Origin of the sequence: Stenotrophomonas maltophilia, assembly GCF_001274595.1 — a bacterium.
GTDB lineage: Bacteria > Pseudomonadota > Gammaproteobacteria > Xanthomonadales > Xanthomonadaceae > Stenotrophomonas > Stenotrophomonas forensis.
Genome location: NZ_CP011010.1, coordinates 108,251 through 125,484, shown reverse-complemented (window position 1 = coordinate 125,484; position 17,234 = coordinate 108,251). Strand labels below are relative to the sequence as shown.

General features: G+C 63.9%; 19 protein-coding genes and 1 pseudogene. 3 read left to right on the top strand and 17 right to left on the bottom strand.

The features are described from left to right. The first annotated feature begins 35 nt into the window (after nt 1-35). Nucleotides 36-350: an I78 family peptidase inhibitor gene (locus VN11_RS00545; protein WP_053448423.1), complete on the top strand. Its 315-nt coding sequence runs from the start codon at nt 36-38 to the stop codon at nt 348-350. Nucleotides 351-392: 42 nt separating this feature from the next. On the opposite strand, the gene VN11_RS00540 is transcribed toward VN11_RS00545, so the two are convergent. The 16 genes and pseudogenes from VN11_RS00540 to VN11_RS00475 form a co-directional block, all read right to left on the bottom strand. Further along, nucleotides 393-2,393: a M56 family metallopeptidase gene (locus VN11_RS00540; protein WP_053448422.1), complete on the bottom strand. Its 2,001-nt coding sequence runs from the start codon at nt 2,391-2,393 to the stop codon at nt 393-395. A gap of 3 nt (nt 2,394-2,396) precedes the next feature. Next, a complete protein-coding gene (locus tag VN11_RS00535; protein WP_053448421.1) occupies nt 2,397-2,783 on the bottom strand; it encodes a BlaI/MecI/CopY family transcriptional regulator in 387 nt (128 codons plus the stop codon). 154 nt (nt 2,784-2,937) lie between these two features. Next, nucleotides 2,938-5,064: a peptidase domain-containing ABC transporter gene (locus tag VN11_RS00530; RefSeq protein ID WP_053448420.1), complete on the bottom strand. Its 2,127-nt coding sequence runs from the start codon at nt 5,062-5,064 to the stop codon at nt 2,938-2,940. 54 nt (nt 5,065-5,118) lie between these two features. Further along, nucleotides 5,119-6,102 carry a hypothetical protein gene (locus VN11_RS00525; protein WP_141401632.1) on the bottom strand — a complete coding sequence of 328 codons (984 nt, stop codon included), beginning with the start codon at nt 6,100-6,102 and terminating at the stop codon, nt 5,119-5,121. 181 nt (nt 6,103-6,283) lie between these two features. Beyond that, complete coding sequence (locus VN11_RS00520) at nt 6,284-7,279, bottom strand: prolyl hydroxylase family protein (RefSeq protein ID WP_053448419.1); 996 nt, start codon at nt 7,277-7,279, stop codon at nt 6,284-6,286. 83 nt (nt 7,280-7,362) lie between these two features. Beyond that, nucleotides 7,363-7,536 (bottom strand): hypothetical protein, encoded by a 174-nt coding sequence (locus VN11_RS22450; protein WP_154582884.1) that lies wholly within the window; start codon nt 7,534-7,536, stop codon nt 7,363-7,365. Between the two features lie 92 nt (nt 7,537-7,628). Further along, nucleotides 7,629-8,672, bottom strand: coding sequence for an MvdC/MvdD family ATP grasp protein (locus tag VN11_RS00515; RefSeq protein ID WP_053448418.1), 1,044 nt, complete (start codon nt 8,670-8,672; stop codon nt 7,629-7,631). Continuing rightward, the gene (locus tag VN11_RS00510; RefSeq protein WP_148564909.1) at nt 8,669-9,256 is read right to left on the bottom strand and encodes a hypothetical protein; all 588 of its coding nucleotides are present in this window, start codon (nt 9,254-9,256) and stop codon (nt 8,669-8,671) included. The genes VN11_RS00515 and VN11_RS00510 overlap by 4 nt, the downstream gene beginning before the upstream one ends. Further along, nucleotides 9,253-9,852 carry a DUF6817 domain-containing protein gene (locus VN11_RS00505; RefSeq protein WP_053448416.1) on the bottom strand — a complete coding sequence of 200 codons (600 nt, stop codon included), beginning with the start codon at nt 9,850-9,852 and terminating at the stop codon, nt 9,253-9,255. Before VN11_RS00505 ends, VN11_RS00510 begins: the two co-directional genes overlap by 4 nt. Further along, the gene (locus tag VN11_RS22075) at nt 9,849-10,457 is read right to left on the bottom strand and encodes a 2OG-Fe(II) oxygenase (protein WP_141401631.1); all 609 of its coding nucleotides are present in this window, start codon (nt 10,455-10,457) and stop codon (nt 9,849-9,851) included. The genes VN11_RS00505 and VN11_RS22075 overlap by 4 nt, the downstream gene beginning before the upstream one ends. 69 nt (nt 10,458-10,526) lie before the next feature. Next, entirely contained in the window at nt 10,527-11,789 is a 1,263-nt protein-coding gene (locus VN11_RS00495) for an HlyD family secretion protein (RefSeq protein ID WP_053448414.1), read from the bottom strand. Between the two features lie 383 nt (nt 11,790-12,172). Beyond that, complete coding sequence (locus tag VN11_RS00490) at nt 12,173-12,367, bottom strand: hypothetical protein (protein ID WP_053448413.1); 195 nt, start codon at nt 12,365-12,367, stop codon at nt 12,173-12,175. Between the two features lie 34 nt (nt 12,368-12,401). Then, a pseudogene (locus tag VN11_RS22945) lies at nt 12,402-12,500 on the bottom strand (DUF6624 domain-containing protein); the annotation flags it as partial. Beyond that, on the bottom strand, nt 12,487-13,329 hold the full coding sequence (locus VN11_RS00485) for a hypothetical protein (RefSeq protein WP_148564908.1): 843 nt from the start codon (nt 13,327-13,329) through the stop codon (nt 12,487-12,489). The pseudogene VN11_RS22945 and the gene VN11_RS00485, both read right to left, overlap by 14 nt. A 93-nt stretch (nt 13,330-13,422) precedes the next feature. Continuing rightward, a complete protein-coding gene (locus VN11_RS00480) occupies nt 13,423-13,836 on the bottom strand; it encodes a DUF7684 family protein (protein WP_053448411.1) in 414 nt (137 codons plus the stop codon). A 68-nt stretch (nt 13,837-13,904) separates the two neighbouring features. After that, the gene (locus VN11_RS00475; RefSeq protein ID WP_053448410.1) at nt 13,905-15,011 is read right to left on the bottom strand and encodes an SDR family oxidoreductase; all 1,107 of its coding nucleotides are present in this window, start codon (nt 15,009-15,011) and stop codon (nt 13,905-13,907) included. Between the two features lie 196 nt (nt 15,012-15,207). On the opposite strand from VN11_RS00475, the gene VN11_RS00470 reads away from it, so the two are divergent. Beyond that, nucleotides 15,208-15,516 carry a hypothetical protein gene (locus tag VN11_RS00470; protein WP_053448409.1) on the top strand — a complete coding sequence of 103 codons (309 nt, stop codon included), beginning with the start codon at nt 15,208-15,210 and terminating at the stop codon, nt 15,514-15,516. Between the two features lie 33 nt (nt 15,517-15,549). Here the strand turns inward: VN11_RS00470 and VN11_RS00465 are convergent, their stop codons facing one another. After that, complete coding sequence (locus VN11_RS00465; RefSeq protein WP_053448408.1) at nt 15,550-16,602, bottom strand: DNA topoisomerase IB; 1,053 nt, start codon at nt 16,600-16,602, stop codon at nt 15,550-15,552. A gap of 111 nt (nt 16,603-16,713) precedes the next feature. Between VN11_RS00465 and VN11_RS00460 the strand changes: the two genes are divergently transcribed. Next, nucleotides 16,714-17,103, top strand: a complete 390-nt coding sequence (locus VN11_RS00460) for an I78 family peptidase inhibitor (protein ID WP_053448407.1) — start codon at nt 16,714-16,716, stop codon at nt 17,101-17,103. Nucleotides 17,104-17,234 lie beyond the last annotated feature (131 nt).

The window sequence follows — 17,234 nt, the reverse complement described above, 5'->3', positions numbered from 1 at the left end:
ACACTGGCGCCACCATCCACGCGTGGAGCCCGACAATGCGCCTCAGCCCCCTTGCCCTGCTTGCCATCCTGCCGCTGGCCGCCTGCAGCCACGCCGGCAGCAGCACCACCCACGACGCCGCGCCAACGCCAGTGGCCGACGCCGCGCACGAATGCAGGCCGGAGGCGCTCGAGGCCTTCACCGGCAAGACCGCCGACGAGGCCACCCTCAAGAAGCTGGTGGCCGACAGCGGCGCGCGCAACGCGCGGGTGGTCAAGCCGGGCATGGCGGTGACCATGGACTTCCGCCAGGACCGCGTGACCGTGCAGGTGGACGGTCAGAACCGGATCGAGCGCGCCAGCTGCGGTTGATCGGCCTCGGGGAGGGTGCCGGCCAGCGGCCGGCACCACCGATCAGAGCCGCTCGGCCTTGCCGCTCGCCAGTGCACGCGCGATCACCTGCTGCGCCTGCCGCGACGCCTGCTCATGCACGCGTGCCTGGCGTTCACCCAACGCGGCCTGCTGGCTGCCCAGCGCCGCCTGGCGGCTGGCCAGTTCAGACTGCTGGCTGGCCAGGCGCTGCATGCCGCGGGTGTGGCTGGCCCGCGCGGTTTCGTTGTCCACTTCCTGCATCGCACGACGTGCCTCTGCGGCGGCCTCACGTGCAGCCTCACGTGCAACGGCCGCATCGTTGGTCGCGCCCCGCGCCGCCTTCGCCGCTTCTGCCGCCGCTTCGCGGTTGATGTCATGCGCTGCCATCGCGCTGCGCGCAGCCTCGGCGGCGGCCAGCGCCATGCGGCGTGCCTCCTCACCCTGCAGGCGGCCCATCTCGCCCATCTGCTTGCCGAGTTCGCTCTGCTGGCGACCCAGCGCACTCTGCTGGCGGCCCAGTTCGCTCTGCTGGCGGCCCAGATCCGCCGCGCCGCTGTAGGCACGCTGCAGGGTCTGGATCATCATCGGATCACGCACCACGTAGCGCTTGTCGCCCTGGCGGAACCACAGCGCCGGGCCTTTGCCGAGCTGCCTGCGGGCGACCGTCACGTCGTCCATGCCGCCGTTGGCGAAGGTCGAATCGCCATCGACCAGCACGAAGGCCTGCGGCGGCGATTTGCCCAGGTCCAGGCGGCCGTAGGTGGTGATGGAGGTCGTGCGGGAGGTCGTATGTTGACTGTGCATGCCGGTATCGACATCGACATCCGCATCCACGTCGACCGCCACATCTGCATCATCCGGACCTGACAAGGCCTCAACCCCAGCCGGCTCGGCAGGCGGCGCGGGCGCCACCGGCACGGCCGGAACGCGCGCGGACGAAGGCGGTGCGGGCGGTGCTTTCGGAGCCTTCGGCGGCGGCGGCACCACGGCCTTCGGTGCCGCAGGCGGCGCGGGCGGTGCCGGCGGCACCGGCGCGGCAACCAGGCGCATCGGCGCCACACCCACCACCAGCACCACAGCGGTCAACGCCATCGCCAGGATGCGCGGACAGGCCCGGCGCGGCTGCAGCGACATCAGGCGGCGCTTGAGACTGGTGGTGCTCGGCGCGGCACTGGCCACGCCCAGGTGCGGCTGCGGTGCCACGCCCAACTGCAGCAGCAGGCGACCATAGGCCTGGCGGCTGGCGCCGTGCTGGCCGACCACTGCCGCATCCACCGCTTCCTCGCGGGCCTGGGCGTATTCGCGCACCGACAGGCGCAGCAGCGGGTGGAAGAAGAACAGATGCTGGGCCAGCGCCGGCAGCAGGCCCCACTGCAGGTCACGCCGCTGCAGATGCTGCAGCTCGTGGGTCAGCGCCAGGTCCAGCGCATCGCCCTGCAGGGCGTTGTCGCCGGCCGGCAGCAGCAGTACCGGACGGAACGGCCCGACCAGCTGCGGCGAGTCCACCTGCGTGCTCATCCACAGCCGTGGTGCAGGGCGCACGCCGTGCGCTTCGGAGGCCAACTGCAGGGCCTGTACCAGCGCCTCGTCCTGGCAGGGATAGGCCGCCGCGAGCAGCGCGCGGCACTGGCGCCACTCACCGAAGGTGCGCCATGCCATCAGCAGCACGCCGGACACCCACAGCGCGGCCAGCGCAACGGCCCACCACGCCACCGCCGGCACGTCCGCGGCAGGCATCGGCATCGCGGCCAGCAGCTGTGCAGAGGCTTCCGGGGCCAGCGGGTAGATCATGTCGGCAGCCACATCGGTGGCGGTCATCGCCACTGCCTGCGGTGCCGGCAACCAGGCCAGCTGCAGCGGCTGGCTCCAGAACAGGCCGAGCACGGCCTGCAGCGACACCAGCCACCACAGGCGGCAGCGGGTCGCCGCCGACAGCGACGGCAGCGCGCGGCACACGCCGTACACCAGGGCCACCAGCAGCACGGTCTGCAGGCTGGTCCAGCCCAGCCGTTCCAACAACGGGATCAGCATCGTGGTGTCCATGGCTCAGCCCTCGTGGCGACGCGATTGGAGTTGGGCAACCAGCGCTTCCAGCTCGGCCAGTTCGTTGTCGCTGACCTGCTGGCGCTGCGACAGGTAGGCCACGAACGGCGACACCGACCCCTGCAGGGTGTTGTCGACGAATTGGGCCACGGCACCCTGCAGCACGCTCTGCGGGCCACGGGTGGCCTGGTAGCGGTAGATGCCGTCCTGCTGCCGGCGCTGAAGATACCCCTTCGCGCGCAGCCGCTCCATCATCGTCAGCACAGTGGAGCGGGCCAGGCCACGGGCTTCGCCGTAGCCGCTGGCGACCTCGCCGACGCTGGCCGGCGCATGTTCATCGATGTACTGCAGCAGGGCCAGTTCCTGGTCCCCGATCGTCTTGCCACGCATGACACCACTCCCTTGACTACACGTGTCGTCACTGTCAGCGTGACGACAACTGTAGTCAACCCCCCGGAAGTCATGGTCCGACGAACGGTAGCGACGCGACGCTGATGCAAGCCAAATCCAGCATCAAGGGATAACGGGATCCAAAGCCACGTGCTCAGTGGCTCTCCGGTACCTGTCCGGATGATTGCGCAGCCTTCAGCCTGAGATTGCTCGCTCGCACTCGGGTCGCCAGCACGACGTCGGCGTTTTCAACCACCATCACCCGATCTGCCCGCTCTATTGTCTCGGGGCGATGGGCGACAATGATCCGCGTCAGACGAAGTCTATCGACAGCATCATTTACCAGACGCTCATTGGCGACATCAAGATGGCTTGTCGCTTCGTCCAGAAACAGAACGCTGGGCTCACGGTAAAGCGCCCTGGCAAGAATAAGCCGCTGCTTCTGCCCGCCGGACAATGTGCTTCCCATGTCGCCTATCAGGCTGTGATAGCCCATGGGCATGCCCATTACATCGTCATGGATCGCCGCCAGCCGCGCCGCGTGCTCCACACGCTCCTGTTCGGCAGCTCCCTGAAAGAAGGATATGTTCTCTGCAATGCTGCCGGCGAAAAGCTGGTCATCCTGCATTACCGCGCCGATGGCTTCACGCAGGCGCCGAGCGCCAGCGCCGCGCAGCGTCTGTCCACCAATGCGGATACTTCCCTCCGTAGGCTCAAGAAGACCGAGCATGAGCTTCATGAGCGTTGTCTTGCCGCATCCTGATCCACCGATGAGCGCCAACGATTCCCCTGGCTTCACAACAAAACTGCAGTTGCGGAATATCCAGGGCTCACCGTTGCCATAGCGGAAGGAAAGATTCTCAACCTCCACGCCCATCTCACCGGGCAAGGCCGGGGCGATTCCCTCTCCGCAATCCTCGGGCTCGGACAGTACGATGTCCGACAGACGTTCACCATGCAGGCGCAGCATCCGGAACTCAACCCACTTGTCGACGAGATTGCCGACACGCTGCGAAAACTGCTCCCGGTATGCGAGGTAAGCGATCAGCATGCCGACGGTGAACACATTTGACATCGCAAGCAACGCACCGATCCAGATCACGGCGATCCGCTCAATGCCGAACACCAGCTGGTTGATGCTCGTAAAGCCCAGGCCCATCTGGGCCAGCCTCAACTCTTCGTTGACGGTGTCAACCATCAGATTCTCGTGGGCAGCACGCCGCTGCGGCTCCTGACCCGCTACCTTCAGGCTCTGTATACCGCGGAGTGACTCGAGCAGATGCGTCTGCTGCCGGGCACCGACCATCAGCTGCTGCTCGGTCCGATTACGGAACTCACGGTAGGACAGAGATCGGGCACCCGCATAGACGGCCACGGCACACAGCGTCACCATCGCCAGTTCCCATGAGTAGATGAGCATCAGCGCGAAGGTCATGATCGCCATGAGACCGTCAATGATGCCCTCCACGAAACTGGTGGTGATGACCGTCCTGATCTCACGGATGGAGCCAAGGCGTGAGGTGATGTCACCAAGGTGACGTTTCTCGAAGAATGCCAACGGCAGACGCATCAGGTGGGCGAAAATATTGTTCGTCCACTGCAATCCGAAATGCGTGGAAAGATAGACCACAGACCAGCCACGCAGCAGGTTGATTGCAACCTGCAGAAGCAGGGCGATGCCAAATCCAATCCCGAGGACGGTGAGCATGTCACGATCCGCCGAGACAAGTGCCTGATCCACCACCCATTGCAGCAGGAATGGCGCCAGCACGACGAAAACCTGCAACGCCAGCGACAGAATCAGAACCTGGGCCAACGAGCGCCACATGCCGCGCACCGCGCCAGTCAATTGCTGCAGGCTGATCGCCGGTGCGCGCTTCACGGGCTTGAGCTCGGCCGTCGGTGTCAGCTCCAGCACAACTCCGGTAAAGTGCTCCGATGCCTCGCGGTAGCTGAGTTTCCGCTCACCGACGGCGGGATCACAAATGACGATCCCTGATGCACGCACCGTTTTCAGAACCACGAAATGGTTCATGTCCCAGTGCAGTATGCACGGAGTCGTCAGCTTCCCCAGTTCTTCGAGTTCGACTCGAATCGCGCGCGCCGAAAAGCCAATCTGCTGGGAGATCTGAACCAGCCGATCCAGACGCAGCCCTTTCAGCGAAAGATTAAACCGCTGGCGCAGCACGGCCAGCCCACCGTGCTGGCCATGGTGGTCAGCCACCATCGCCAATGCGGCCAACCCGCATTCGGCGCTTTCAGACTGCAGGATGACCTTCATGTGCGCAGCCGCTTGGATTGCCGGGAAAGGGGCATGACGGACGACACGATCACGTCAGCTGTCACTGTCGCGGTGCCCAGGGCGCTCAGGCTCCATCGGCGCATCCCCGGAAATCCGGAAGAGCGTCAGTCGTCCCTTGGTCACACCAGCATCGCCGCGCGCCTCGATGTCCGAGAACGAGACCAGGACAGACCCATCCGGCATTCGATGCGCGGAAGGAGCGAATGGATTGTAGGCAAGCCGTTCCGTCAGGAGCTGCTCGGGACCTGCCCTGCCCTGCACATCCACTGCGCGCCTGTACAGATCGAAACTGACGGGAAACCGCGCTGTGGCGCCCTTGTAGGAAGGGTAGACATAGTAGATGTCCACGCCGCCGTCCTGTCGAGGCAGCGCGAACCCGTCGTGGACATCCGGCTTGTTCGGAGACTTTGCTGGCGAAAGCTCCACAGGGCCGGACCAGGTTCTGCAGTCGGGGCTGACGCTGTACAGCGTTGTCATGTAGCCACCTTCGGGCGCCTTCTGATAACTCATGAAGCAGCCATGCTGGCCCAGCGGCACCACGCGCGGATACGCCACGGGTGTCGATGCCGCCCCCTGAAACTCCGATGGTGATCGGGCATTGCGCATCGACATCCAGCGAGGACCGGTTCCCATTCCACGGAATGTCAGATAGAGATCGCCTTCTGCCTGCACCCATCGAGGTGCCTGGACCAGCTGGGTCAGTCCCGGGACATCCGGCAGCCGCTGTGGCGCCCCAAACCCCTGCGGCGTGGCCCGCGCGCGCCAAAGCGTGATATTGCTGAAATCAGCGTCACTGCCTGCAAAGTAGAGCCACGCATCGTTATCGATGTGAACGAGCACCGGAGCATCCTCCAGCACTGAACCAAACGACAGCGGCTCAGGCTGGTCCATGAGGCGACCATCAGAGGACCGGATCTGCATCAGCCGTGATGAGTCCATGTCGCCGCGGAGATACTGCGCATACACCACTTTGAATCCGCCGGCGGGCGCACTCAGTACCGCGATCTGCCGATCCACGCCGTTAGACACTGGAGACCGCCAGGTGCCCGCGGGGCCGACAGGCAGTTCCGTGGCCTTCGGAAGCACCATTGGCTTCGATGACACTGGATGTTGCGCAACCGGAGGCAGGCTTGGAGCAGCATCGGCCAAGGCGGGGGCGACGGCTGCATGGAACAGAAAGAAGACCGCGATCAGGCATCTAATTGGCATCTGAACACCAGATATTGCAGGCATACTTGCTCCCGCGGGTCACCGGTTGGCCCGCATGCAGCGCACCCGGATTGACGCTTCGCTGTTGTCGGCCACGGTTACGGAACATGAGCAGGGCGCCACGAAGAGGGCGCACACTCAGGTCGAAGGCAGGAAAGAGGGTTTCCCCGCCTTCGAACCCATCGTTGAGGTACGCAAGAAGTGTCCATGCGCGCGTGGACTGATCTGGCAGTCCTGCATCCAGGGGAACATCATAGTGTGGGGCGAACTTCTGTCCCATCTCATACCTGACGCACTGGATCGGCTCGAACAACGTGCTCGCACAGCCAAGCAGCTCCGCCGCGCGATCGGTGATGCGGGCACACAGGTCCCCCGAGCAGGCCGCCGATTCACTTGTGCGGCCGCTGGACATGACCTCACTCTGCAAGCTGCCATCCGCACTGACCATGCTCTTGCGGAACGCAGGTGACGCGCTGGCCATGAGTTCCTCGCATTCGTCCACCGTCATGAAATCCTGGATGAGTTGAATCTCAAGATCTGAAAGCAGCGCTGCGTCCCTACCTACGCGGCAAGGCCCACGGACAGCAGCCTCAAGGGTGAGAGCTACGCCTGTCCAGCGCTTGGAAAACGAACTCAGGCCGTCCAACTGCCATCCCAGGCGGCCGCTGTAGTAGACGATCGCATGATCGTCGATGCGGCTCACTACGACGAACTCCTGGCGTGTACCGGACCGCACTTGGGCCAGGGCGGGAAATCGCAGTTGTGCCAATCCGCCGAGGTCGGTGCGAACCGCGACACTGACGATGCCCAGATCACCAAGGATGCCTGCAGCTCGCTGCAGGGAGAAAGTTTCCGTGTACCTGCGGGGTGCGCCCAGCAGCGCGACGTCAGAAGACTGCACTGAGCACCCCGCGAGCCGAGCGGCAACGTCGATGATTGCCAGGTGCGGGCAATGGCCCTTCAGGATGGAATGCTCCAGCTGCATTGCGCTTCAGCTCCGTTCTCCGGAAAAGCGAGGCCGCGACGCCCACCTTGACGGCCAGGCATCGCAGCACTCGCCGTATTCAGTTACTCAAGGACCGGATGCGTGGTTCCGTTGTCACTGGCCGGCGTCGTCTTCACCGGCGGGAGCGTCGGAATTCCATCGCCATCGCCGCCGCCTACCTGCTCCATTTCTTCCTGGGAAAGAATGTGACCAAGCACGCGCGACTCCAGGTCCTTCTTGATATCTTCGTTCTTCATGCCATTTTCTCCTCGATTTTCGACAACAGGAGTGTTGTCGGTGGATCACGCCAGGCGCCTGACGCAATGGGTTGACGTCCCACCTGCCGGGGTCAGGACGTAATCACTGAAGTGCTCTCGATGAATTCCGAATAGGAGATCCGGCGATGCGCATGTCCCATGTCGTATCGCCACTGCAGCGACGGTGCACGGATGAACTCACAGAACATGTCCAGCATCGGCAATCCAGGGCACCACTGTTCGACGAAAAGGAACTGTCCGGCCTGATTGATCTCAAGGAAGATCCAGCGCCCATCGTCCGTAACGAGAAAATCGAACCCCGCCGCCACGAGGCCGAGCGCTTCCATCAGACGATGGCAGCGTTGCTGCAGGTCGAGCGGGACATCCACCACTTCGCAGGTGTCAATCGTGCCCTGGCTGCGCCGCCAGTCGAGACTGCCATCTGTCGGCTGCTCGATACGGATCGCAGCGCACTGGCGGCCGAAAAACTGCGCCCTGACTTCGAAAGCATATTCCACGCGGGCCTGATAGATGCCTGGGGCGGCGCGCAGCAGTGAATCCGCCGGGAGATCTGCTTCGCTGACCTTGGCGGTGTAGGTCGCGCGTCGAGCAGAATCGGACTTCCAGACATGGCCGCGTAGCGGCTTGTAAATGCACTCCGCGTGTTGGGCAAGGAAACCTCGGACATCCTCAGGTGAGCCGCTTATCAACGTGGCCGGAAGCTGGAAGCCAAGCTCGGCCGCGTGCTTCAGCTGATGGATCTTGTTTTCGGCCCGGACAAGGGCATCCAATGGATTCACTGCCGGGACAAGCTCCAGGGATCGATACAACCCCTCGCGCATCAGTTGCGATTCGCCTCGGGCGAACACCTCATCCTCTGGTTGAACGCCAGCGTTCTGCAGCGCCTCAAACGGGCGGCGATGCCACACTGCCGACAGCTGATCAAGGGCTACGGTTTCTCCGTCGATCGCGAGCGTGGCACCACTTTGCGCAGCCCCTACGCGGATGCTGAAGGCCGTTGTCTGGCAGAACCTGTCGCTCGCCAGATGAAACACGGTCGTTCCTTTGCGCCGCAAGCCCCAAACGACGGCCTTGGCGTGTGTATCGTGCGTTCCAGCATTGATGAGAACAGTCATGCTACTGATCGCCTCGTCGGTCCGAGAAATTTCCGTCCATCGAACCGGTTCGCTGCATGCGGCCCGTCTGCATCGACGTAATGCAGGAAGAGCTGGAGCCAGGTTCCCACTGGCAGGCATTCGCGCCAGTGGGGCAGCTCACGTCCGGAGAACAGGAGCCCATCACCTGGAGCCAGGTCGAACGCCTGCACACCCTCCTGGGTCTCAATCATGATCGGCCAGGGCGCCCGTGTACCTTCGCTGCCAACGGTCAAGGTCAGCGTGTATTCGCAGGATGTGCGGTCAGTGTGTCTGCGCAGCCTCGATTCAGGCGTGTAGAAGCGCAGGAACGAGTAAGTGGCATGCAGCCGCTTTCCTACACAGTCTTCCACCTCAGGCAACAGTTTGGCCAGCAGCACCTCGCCCATGGCGTCGGCATATCGCCCCAGCGACGCGGTTTCTGTTTCCAGCTCATAGTACTTCGGCATGCGCACATAGCTCTTCGCATACTGGAAGTAGAGATCCATCACTTCTGCCGCCACCAGCTGCTCAAGCCGCGCAAAACGGTCAACTGCAAATTTCCGACGGATGGATGAAGCGTTCAATGGAGTTCCTCCGCTGTCGGCCTGCCAGGGGCGGCGGGCGCCTTTCCAGCCGCCGCGTACCCAGCAAGGAGCGAGCGCAGGCCAACGCTCAGCGGAAGGTCTGGATATGCGCTCACCCATGCGGACAGTCGCTTCAGGAACTGCTCGCCGCATCCCTGCTCGATGAGGTTGGCGGATTCGATCTCAAGCAACGCCGCACAGACATCCACGCCCGCACTGAAGCTTTCGCCGCTTGTTCTGTGGCGAATGATGCCGGTACCCAGCGCTTCGAGGAACGCACCGGGCCGATCACTGACGCAGAACAGATACACCAAATGCTCGGCACGTTCGCCCAGCATCCGACCCACCAGCGGCCGATCACTCCACCCAAGACGCTTGAATCCGAACACGTTCGTTCCGTAGATGCTGTGGAACATGCCAGCGATGCATACCGCCTCGTCGCATCCCCACTCCCGCAGAATGCGGCCCGTTCCTTCCAGATGATCCTTCAGCGTTCGCCCCGAGTGCGGCACCTGGTCAGCGCGCAGGAGTGACAGGTACTCCTGCAGCATCTGCAGGGAGGGCCGCTCCGGCATGTTGGCGACGGGCAAGGTCATTGTGCAAGCTGGGTCTTGAACACGACGGTGATGCGCAGCTCGGGACAGTCCCGGCTGGGTGAACGTGCAACGTGTGGCGTGGCGCCCCGGAACACCACCAGGCGCCCAGGTCGCGGGTAGACAGCATGGGTGATGTCACCCGTCTCCGGCACCACGAAAGCTGTCTCGCCCGACCAGTTGGGATGCCAGATTCCGTGGGCGTAGTAGACGACAGTGAAGTAATTTTCCTTGTCTGCATTGTCTGTATGAACATAGCCCTCCACGCCGTAGGTATGGGCATTGGCGTACACACGAAGGGGTTCATGGCCGGCCAGCACCGTCTGCGACAGGCACTCCCACAGCTCGTGGATCGGTCGTGCAGCTTCGTTTGCAGCAAGTTCGGCCAGGCACCCCTGACGGCTTTCCTTGTCGCCTCCGGCAAAATGCGCATGCCAGAAGCTGAAGCGGTCTTCAGACTTGACCGACTTCCATCCATACGCCCAGATGGGTTTACGGACCAGTCGCAGGATGTCGCGCCGAAGTTCGTCTGGTACCAGGTCATCGACAACATCGACATCGCCCAGATCCGGTACGCTCCCAAGCCTTTCCCGCTGCTCTAGTTCCATCGCTGCTTCCTCTGCGTGTCCGCCCGTTCGGTTTCAACGGCAGGACGGGTTGAGTGGAGGTGACCTTCTCTAGAAGATCCGTTTGCTTCGTGCGACCAGTGGCGCAAAGATCCATTCGGCCAAGCTGCTGCGCTCGCCAAGGATGTCAGCTTCAAGTGTCATGCCGGGCTTGAGTCGCTCGATGCGACCGTAAGCGTCCATCTCCTGACTGGAGAGTGCGACGGTGACCCTGTACATCGGTTCGCCTTGGATCGTCGAGCCGGGCATCAGCATTTCCAGCTCTGTCCCAGTAAGCGCGCTGCGGCTGACGCGCTGCACTGTTCCCTCATGGTGACCGAATTTCTGATAGGGGTACGCCTGGTAACGCAGCAGTACGCGATCGCCGGGATCAATGAAGCCGATGACACGACTGGGCACCAGCAGGCCAGCTTCCAGACGGCCGTCTTGCGGCAGGATACTCAGCAGAGGTTGGCCCATGGTCACCGACTGGCCCGGCTTCAGCACCTGCGTGACAACCGTTCCATCCACCGGCGCGGTAAGCACCAGCTCACCTCGTGCGAGCAGCTCGACGTGTTCCTGTTCAAGTTGGGCCAATGCGCCCCGCAGACCGGCTCTGGTGGCTTCACGCTTTTGCGGCAGCGAGCGCATGGCCTCCTGCAACTGCGCTATGAGTCGTTGTGTTGTGATTGCCTGGCGCTGCAGGGCCTGCACACTGGCATGCTGTTCAAGCGCCAGTGTCTGCTGCTGCTTGATCTGCAGTTCGCTTACGTAACTGCCTTCGCGCAGTCTCTCCAGCCGCGAGAGTGTCTCTTCGGCCAGTACGACCTGCCTGCTTCTTGTCTGGATTTCCTCCTTGAACTGCGCCAGCTCGCGTTGCGCCGCAGCCACCTGCGCAATGAGACCGTCACTTTGTGCATCGAGCTGGGATTGATCCGCAGCCTGCACATCCTTCAATCCCTGGACCCGCTCGCGGATGCGCTTCTCCAATGCGGCGGAGGTATCACCTTCGCCAACCGTTGCCCTTGGCACGGTGAGCACGGCAACCACCTGACCTGCACGCACATTCTCTCCCTCACTGACCTTGAGAAGAGAGACGACACCGCTTGCGGGTGCCATGACAGTGGACATGCCTTCGACAGGGACAAGCTGTCCCATGGCCCGGGCACGCTTTGTATAACTGCCAAGTGCAATGAAGAGAATGACGGAAACAGCTGAGCAGGCAGCGAAGGCGGTAAACAGCCAAAGCGGAATCGGCTGCACCATGTTGATGCGGCCCAGCCAACGATTTCCCTTCGCCTGCATCACTTCCCTGCGAAAAAGATGTCGTGACATCGGGGCATCCTTTCCCGTTGCGTTGGGCCTTTTTATCGATCATCGAGCGCATCACGTCAACACTTGAGTGAAGGCAATTGCGACATCGATAACCTCGTCACATTTCGCGTGTTCATGAAAATGATCCAATGCATTTACTCCTTCTGTGTGTGAATTTGCGGATTCCGCGTGTCCGCGCGATCACGTTCTCCACATCAAAAGTGCGCATTGCGCTGCGAGTATTTCGCAACAGCGCCCTGAACATCTGCAAGCAAGCAGGCGCGCCCGGCCGCCACCTCCAGCCACATATCTGCCAAGGAATCCCCTCGAAACTTCAATTCGATGCTGCAGATCAACTGGATACTTCAACACTGGAAGCCCAGGATGTTGGCGCAACATTTCAATCAAGGACGACTGGCGTTGGCACTATCGAGCATCGCCTGATAAGGGCCAAGCGCCATCTGCGATCGACGCTTGTCCAGACCGTCAAGATCGGACGTAGGTTGCAGCACGTACACGCCGTTCTGAAGGGTCATCTGCGTGCCGTGCAGTTGCGGCTCGCCTTCTGCCAGGGGAAACCCGGTCAGCCAGCATTGCATACTGGCGTCGCGACATGCCGCGTGACTCCATCAATGGTTTGGCCAGCTCCAACGCACGCCTCTGGAACGCTGGATCCTCATCCGCGTGCTGGACCAGGAGGAAGGCCCTCGAGACACCATCAATGCCCGCCATGTCCCGCGTCGGAAAGCCTACGCCTTCGAATACCTGCTTGATCCTTCACAGGCCGATCGGAGGCAGCGATCTCCTCCTTGAGCAGCTCGACCTTTGCTGAAACGCCCTTGCTGCGGGCAGCGCTCAGCGCTGCCCGCAAGGATTGATCGGGCTGGATCAGCTCACCGAGCAGCGTCCGGATGTCGGGCCAGGTGTACGTCGCCGGTGGCTGTGACAAGGTCACTTCGTAATCGATGCCGCCCGAGGCCAGGTCCTCCTCCAGGCTGGGCAGACCGTAGAAGTCACGGAAGAACAGCAGGGAGCCCAACGAGGCTACTGGCGGATCAACCGTAGCCACATCATCGAGCCGCTGCTGCAGGGTGCCGTACAGTTGGCTGGAATTGTGGGAAGCATGGATGCGATCCGCAAGCCGTGCATGGATTGCGGGACGGATGTCATCGCCGACTTGCTGATCAAGAACGCGAAGCATGTACTTCTGGAACTCGCAATCCAGGCCAGAGCGCTCCAGCAGCTTGCCGGCCGCATCAATCAGGGCTGGCCCCGAGGTGCGATAGGTGGGCCAGCCCTGCTCGACCAGCACCGCCTTGAATGCATCCAGTTCATCGCGAAGCAGCATTCGGCCATCAGAGTTTCTCTGGAGCTCCAGTATCTGGTCGCATGAGTGCTCCGGGTAAGGGCTTTTTCCATCAAGGCCGATGTCAAAAGTGCTTGCTTCCATGCAGAAGGGTGCGAAAGCCAGCAGTAGCGCAGGGACACTGGCCAAGCGACTGAAGGGTCTGCCGAGGCTGATCATCGTGCAGGGAGTGCGAACTCCGTTGTGATCTTCCATGTGGCGTTTCTGCCCGGTGGGCCGAGTATGCAGCTCCCACGCGCCAACCGCAGCGGTTCATTCCGCGCATCGCCGATCTTTACGCATCTGCCTTTACGCATCTGCTGCAACAGCGCCCTGAACACCTGCAAGCACGCGCGCCCGGTCGGCCACCCCAGCAACATGCAACACCCGAGTGTGCGGCAGCTCCAGCGTAGAGTGCTGGGCAATGGCGCAGAACGCCGACACCTCCGCCAGGGTGTCGCGATCATGCCAGGTGGTCATCACGAAGTCGGCGCACTCGACCTCCGGCGATGCCATGTCCACCGCATCATCCCAACCGCTGCACTCGATGCCCCAGGCCATCATGTAGCGGCAACCCCTGCGCACCAGCCAATCGCTCATCGGCGCCTGCCAGTCCGCCTCCACGGCGGCTTCGACAGCAACAATGGCCCGGCAAGGGGAGCAGGCCCGTTCGGGCGGTGTGGCGCCCGGCGGCAGCCACAGGTATTCAGCGGTGCCGTCCATGCCCACCCCATCCTCTGTTCGCATGCGCCGAGGATAGCTGCCGGCCAGCGGCCGGCACCGCCGCCGCGTCAGCCGCGCGGACCGCCCATCACCGGCAGGATCACCCCGCTGATGTAGCTGGCGCAGGCCGGTGAGGCCAGGAGCACATAGGCCGGCGACAGTTCTTCGGGCTGTGCAGGCCGGCCCATGTCACTGTCCTTGCCGAACGCCGCCACGTCCTCCGCCGTCTTGTCAGCCGGATTCAGCGGCGTCCACACCGGCCCCGGCGCCACGCAGTTGACCCGGATGCCACGTGGCAGCAGCTGGCTGGCCAGCGCCTTGGTGAAGGCATGGATCGCGCCCTTGGTGGCCGAGTAGTCGATCAGCGCCTTGCTGCCGAAGATTCCCGTTTCCGATCCTGTGTTGATGATGCTGGCACCCTCGCCCAGGTGCGGCAGCACCGCGCGCGCCATCTGGATGTAACCGCCGATGTTGGTCTGCAGGGTTTCCTGCAGATGCGCGTCTTCCAGGTCTTCCAGGCGCTCGCAATGCAGCTGGAACGCGGCGTTGTTGACCAGGATGTCGATGCCGCCGAACGCCTTGGCCACCTGCTTGACCGCCTTGTTGCAGAAGCGCGGATCGCGCACGTCACCGGCGATCACCACGCAGCGACCGCCTTCGCGCTCCACGTGCTGGCGGGTGATGTCCGCGTCCTCGGCCTCGTCCAAATGCAGTACCGCCACATCGGCGCCTTCGCGTGCGAACAGTACTGCCACCGCACGGCCGATACCAGAATCGCCACCGGTGATGATCGCGCGCATGCCCTGCAGCTTGCCGCTGCCGGCGTAGTCCGGTGCAAGGAAACGCGGCGCCAGCTCCAGTTCGTGTTCATGCCCAGGCTTGGCCAGCTGCTGCGCCGGCATCGCCTCCGGTTGCCGGCGCGCACCGGCCTGGGTCGCGGTCTTCTTCGTTGCTTTTTTTGCCGCGCGCACGTCCTTGGCCTTCTCCTGGTCCTGCAGGCGCCGCTGCCGGGCCGCGACGCGCGCTGCGCGCGGATCACCGGCGGCGGCCTTGCGGGTGGCGGTCTTCACCACGCGCGGGCGATCGGAATCGGCGACGGTCTGGCTTGCGGTGCTGCCCTTGCGCACCTTGGGCGAGGCTTTGCGGCGGGCGGGGGTCTTCTTGATGGTGGCCATGCAGGGTCTCCTCGGGAGGGAAAGGGGCTGCCGGCCAGCGGCCGGCACTACCGGGGGCGGCGCATGCCGCTCCTGCAGTGTCTCCACCCCTGCTTTCGGCAGCAGTGAATACGCCGTGTCCACGATGTGCACGGTATTCATTCCGCCACTACGTGCGCCGCCGCAGGCTGCACGCAACCACACAAGGAACGCCTCCATGAAACATGCAATCGCCACCGCCACCATCTGCTTCGCCCTCGCCGCCTGCAGCAGCGCGCCCATGGCCCAGGTGCAGCCGATCGACGGCGTGATTTCCGGCCAGTGCCACAGCGACATGGTGCGCGGTGCGCTGGGCCTGGCCGCTTCGGACGCCACCGTTGCGCGTGCACGCGTGGACAGCGACAGCCTGCACGTGCGGGTGCTGCGCCACGACGGTCCGCGGGTGCCGCCGGCCAGCGAAGGCGGTGACCGCCTGACCATCGAGAAGGGCCGCACCAACAACATCACCGCGATCTACTGCGGATAACAGCCGTCGAGCGAGCTCGACGCTACCGAGGGTTCAGGCGCTGCGGTTGGCCAACCGCCGCGCCCGGCGCAGCACCTTCAGCGTTGCCTGCTCCCACTGGCGCGGGCCGCGCAGGCCGGCCAGCTTGGCCAGTTCGCCGCGTTCCCAGCCGGCGAACACGCACGGGTCGATATAGGCCTTGCGGCACACCGCCGGCGTGTTGCCCAGCAACGCCGCCACCTCGCACACCACCGCCCGTTGTGCCTGGGCCAGCGCGCGCTGGCTGGCCGGTTCCGGCAGCTCGGTGGCGGCGAAGGTCTGCACCGCCGCCACGGTGCCGCCCCAGGTGCGGAAATCCTTGGCGGTGAAGTCCTCGCCCATCACCTCGCGCAGGTAGTCGTTCACTGCGCCGGAATCCACCGGCTGCAGCGCACCGTCGTCATCGCGGTACTGGAACAGCGCCTGCCCCGGCAGCTGCTGCAGGCGCCGCACCAACAGGCCCAGCCTGCGGTCGCCCACGGTCACCTCCTGCAGCTGCCCGGACTTGCCGCGGAAGCGCATGCGCACCCGCCCGCCACGCAGCAGCTCCAGATGGCGGTTGCGTAGTGTGGTCAGTCCGAACGAGCGGTTCTGTTGTGCGTAGGTTTCATTGCCGACCCGCACCAGGGTGTCGGCCAGCAGCGCCACCACCATCGCCAGCACCTTTTCCCTGGGGAAACCCGGCCGCTTGAGATCGCGCGACAACCGCCGCCTCAGCGAGGGCAAGGCCTCGCCAAAGGCGATGATGCGGTCGAACTTGCCGGCGTCACGCTCCTTCGCCCAATCGGCGTGGTATCGGTACTGCTTGCGCCCACGCGCATCGCGACCGGTAGCCTGAAGGTGGCCGTTGGCGTGCGCGCAGATCCACACGGCGGTGTAGGCCGGCGGGATGGCCAGCGCGCGGATGCGGTGCAGGGTGGCGGCATCGCGCACTGCATGGCCGTCGGCGTCGCGGTAGCTGAATCCCGTGCCGGCGCGGCGGCGGCTGATGCCGGGCTGGGTGTCATCGACATAGCGCAGGCCGGCAGCACGTGCCGCCTGGCGCTCGGGTGTGGAGGGCGTTGGCATGCCTGCAGTGTCGCGGCTGCGATGCCGCGATCCTGTCGATAACACAAGACAAACACGTGAGGGTCGGTTCGCCGCTATGCTCGGGTCTTCACAACCCCTTCCGGAGTCATGATGTCGTTCCCGATTCGCGCCCGTTCGCTCTCCGCCCTGTTGCTGCCGGCCGTGCTGGCCCTGACCGCCTGCCAGGCACCGGCGCTGGATGAACAGGATTCGGCCACCGCCCATGCCCAGCAGGCCGCCGAAGCCGCCAAGGCACCGGCCGACGACGCAGGCAAGGCGACCGAGGCGCCGCCGGTCGGCACCTGCGACGCCAGCCAGGTGCAGAGCCTGGTCGGCCAGGCCTACACCGACGCGCTGGGCAAGCAGGCGCAGGAAGACGCCGGCGCCAGCCAGCTGCGCGTGCTCAAGCCCAACGACGTGGCCACGATGGAGTTCCTCGGCGACCGCCTCAACATCGAAGTGGACGACAAGGGCGCAGTCAGCGGCACGCGCTGCGGCTGAGTCCGGCCCCGCGCCGGCACGGGCGTGCCGGCGCTTTCTGTTGCACCTGCAACCGTGTATTGCGGCGCTGCAGCAACCTGTGATCTAGTCGAGGCATCCGGTGGCCTCACGATGCGCTCCAGGGATTGGGC

What these genes read in the sequence shown, in the direction of transcription:
- VN11_RS00485 (WP_148564908.1), bottom strand. Translation starts at nt 13,329, where the DNA reads ATGGAAGATCACAACGGAGTTCGCACTCCCTGCACGATGATCAGCCTC.
- VN11_RS00470 (WP_053448409.1), top strand. Translation starts at nt 15,208, where the DNA reads ATGAAACATGCAATCGCCACCGCCACCATCTGCTTCGCCCTCGCCGCC.
- VN11_RS00520 (WP_053448419.1), bottom strand. Translation starts at nt 7,279, where the DNA reads ATGCAGCTGGAGCATTCCATCCTGAAGGGCCATTGCCCGCACCTGGCA.
- VN11_RS22450 (WP_154582884.1), bottom strand. Translation starts at nt 7,536, where the DNA reads ATGAAGAACGAAGATATCAAGAAGGACCTGGAGTCGCGCGTGCTTGGT.
- VN11_RS22075 (WP_141401631.1), bottom strand. Translation starts at nt 10,457, where the DNA reads ATGGAACTAGAGCAGCGGGAAAGGCTTGGGAGCGTACCGGATCTGGGC.
- VN11_RS00480 (WP_053448411.1), bottom strand. Translation starts at nt 13,836, where the DNA reads ATGGACGGCACCGCTGAATACCTGTGGCTGCCGCCGGGCGCCACACCG.
- VN11_RS00495 (WP_053448414.1), bottom strand. Translation starts at nt 11,789, where the DNA reads ATGTCACGACATCTTTTTCGCAGGGAAGTGATGCAGGCGAAGGGAAAT.
- VN11_RS00465 (WP_053448408.1), bottom strand. Translation starts at nt 16,602, where the DNA reads ATGCCAACGCCCTCCACACCCGAGCGCCAGGCGGCACGTGCTGCCGGC.
- VN11_RS00545 (WP_053448423.1), top strand. Translation starts at nt 36, where the DNA reads ATGCGCCTCAGCCCCCTTGCCCTGCTTGCCATCCTGCCGCTGGCCGCC.
- VN11_RS00505 (WP_053448416.1), bottom strand. Translation starts at nt 9,852, where the DNA reads ATGACCTTGCCCGTCGCCAACATGCCGGAGCGGCCCTCCCTGCAGATG.
- VN11_RS00490 (WP_053448413.1), bottom strand. Translation starts at nt 12,367, where the DNA reads ATGCAATGCTGGCTGACCGGGTTTCCCCTGGCAGAAGGCGAGCCGCAA.
- VN11_RS00475 (WP_053448410.1), bottom strand. Translation starts at nt 15,011, where the DNA reads ATGGCCACCATCAAGAAGACCCCCGCCCGCCGCAAAGCCTCGCCCAAG.
- VN11_RS00530 (WP_053448420.1), bottom strand. Translation starts at nt 5,064, where the DNA reads ATGAAGGTCATCCTGCAGTCTGAAAGCGCCGAATGCGGGTTGGCCGCA.
- VN11_RS00460 (WP_053448407.1), top strand. Translation starts at nt 16,714, where the DNA reads ATGTCGTTCCCGATTCGCGCCCGTTCGCTCTCCGCCCTGTTGCTGCCG.
- VN11_RS00515 (WP_053448418.1), bottom strand. Translation starts at nt 8,672, where the DNA reads ATGACTGTTCTCATCAATGCTGGAACGCACGATACACACGCCAAGGCC.
- VN11_RS00535 (WP_053448421.1), bottom strand. Translation starts at nt 2,783, where the DNA reads ATGCGTGGCAAGACGATCGGGGACCAGGAACTGGCCCTGCTGCAGTAC.
- VN11_RS00540 (WP_053448422.1), bottom strand. Translation starts at nt 2,393, where the DNA reads ATGGACACCACGATGCTGATCCCGTTGTTGGAACGGCTGGGCTGGACC.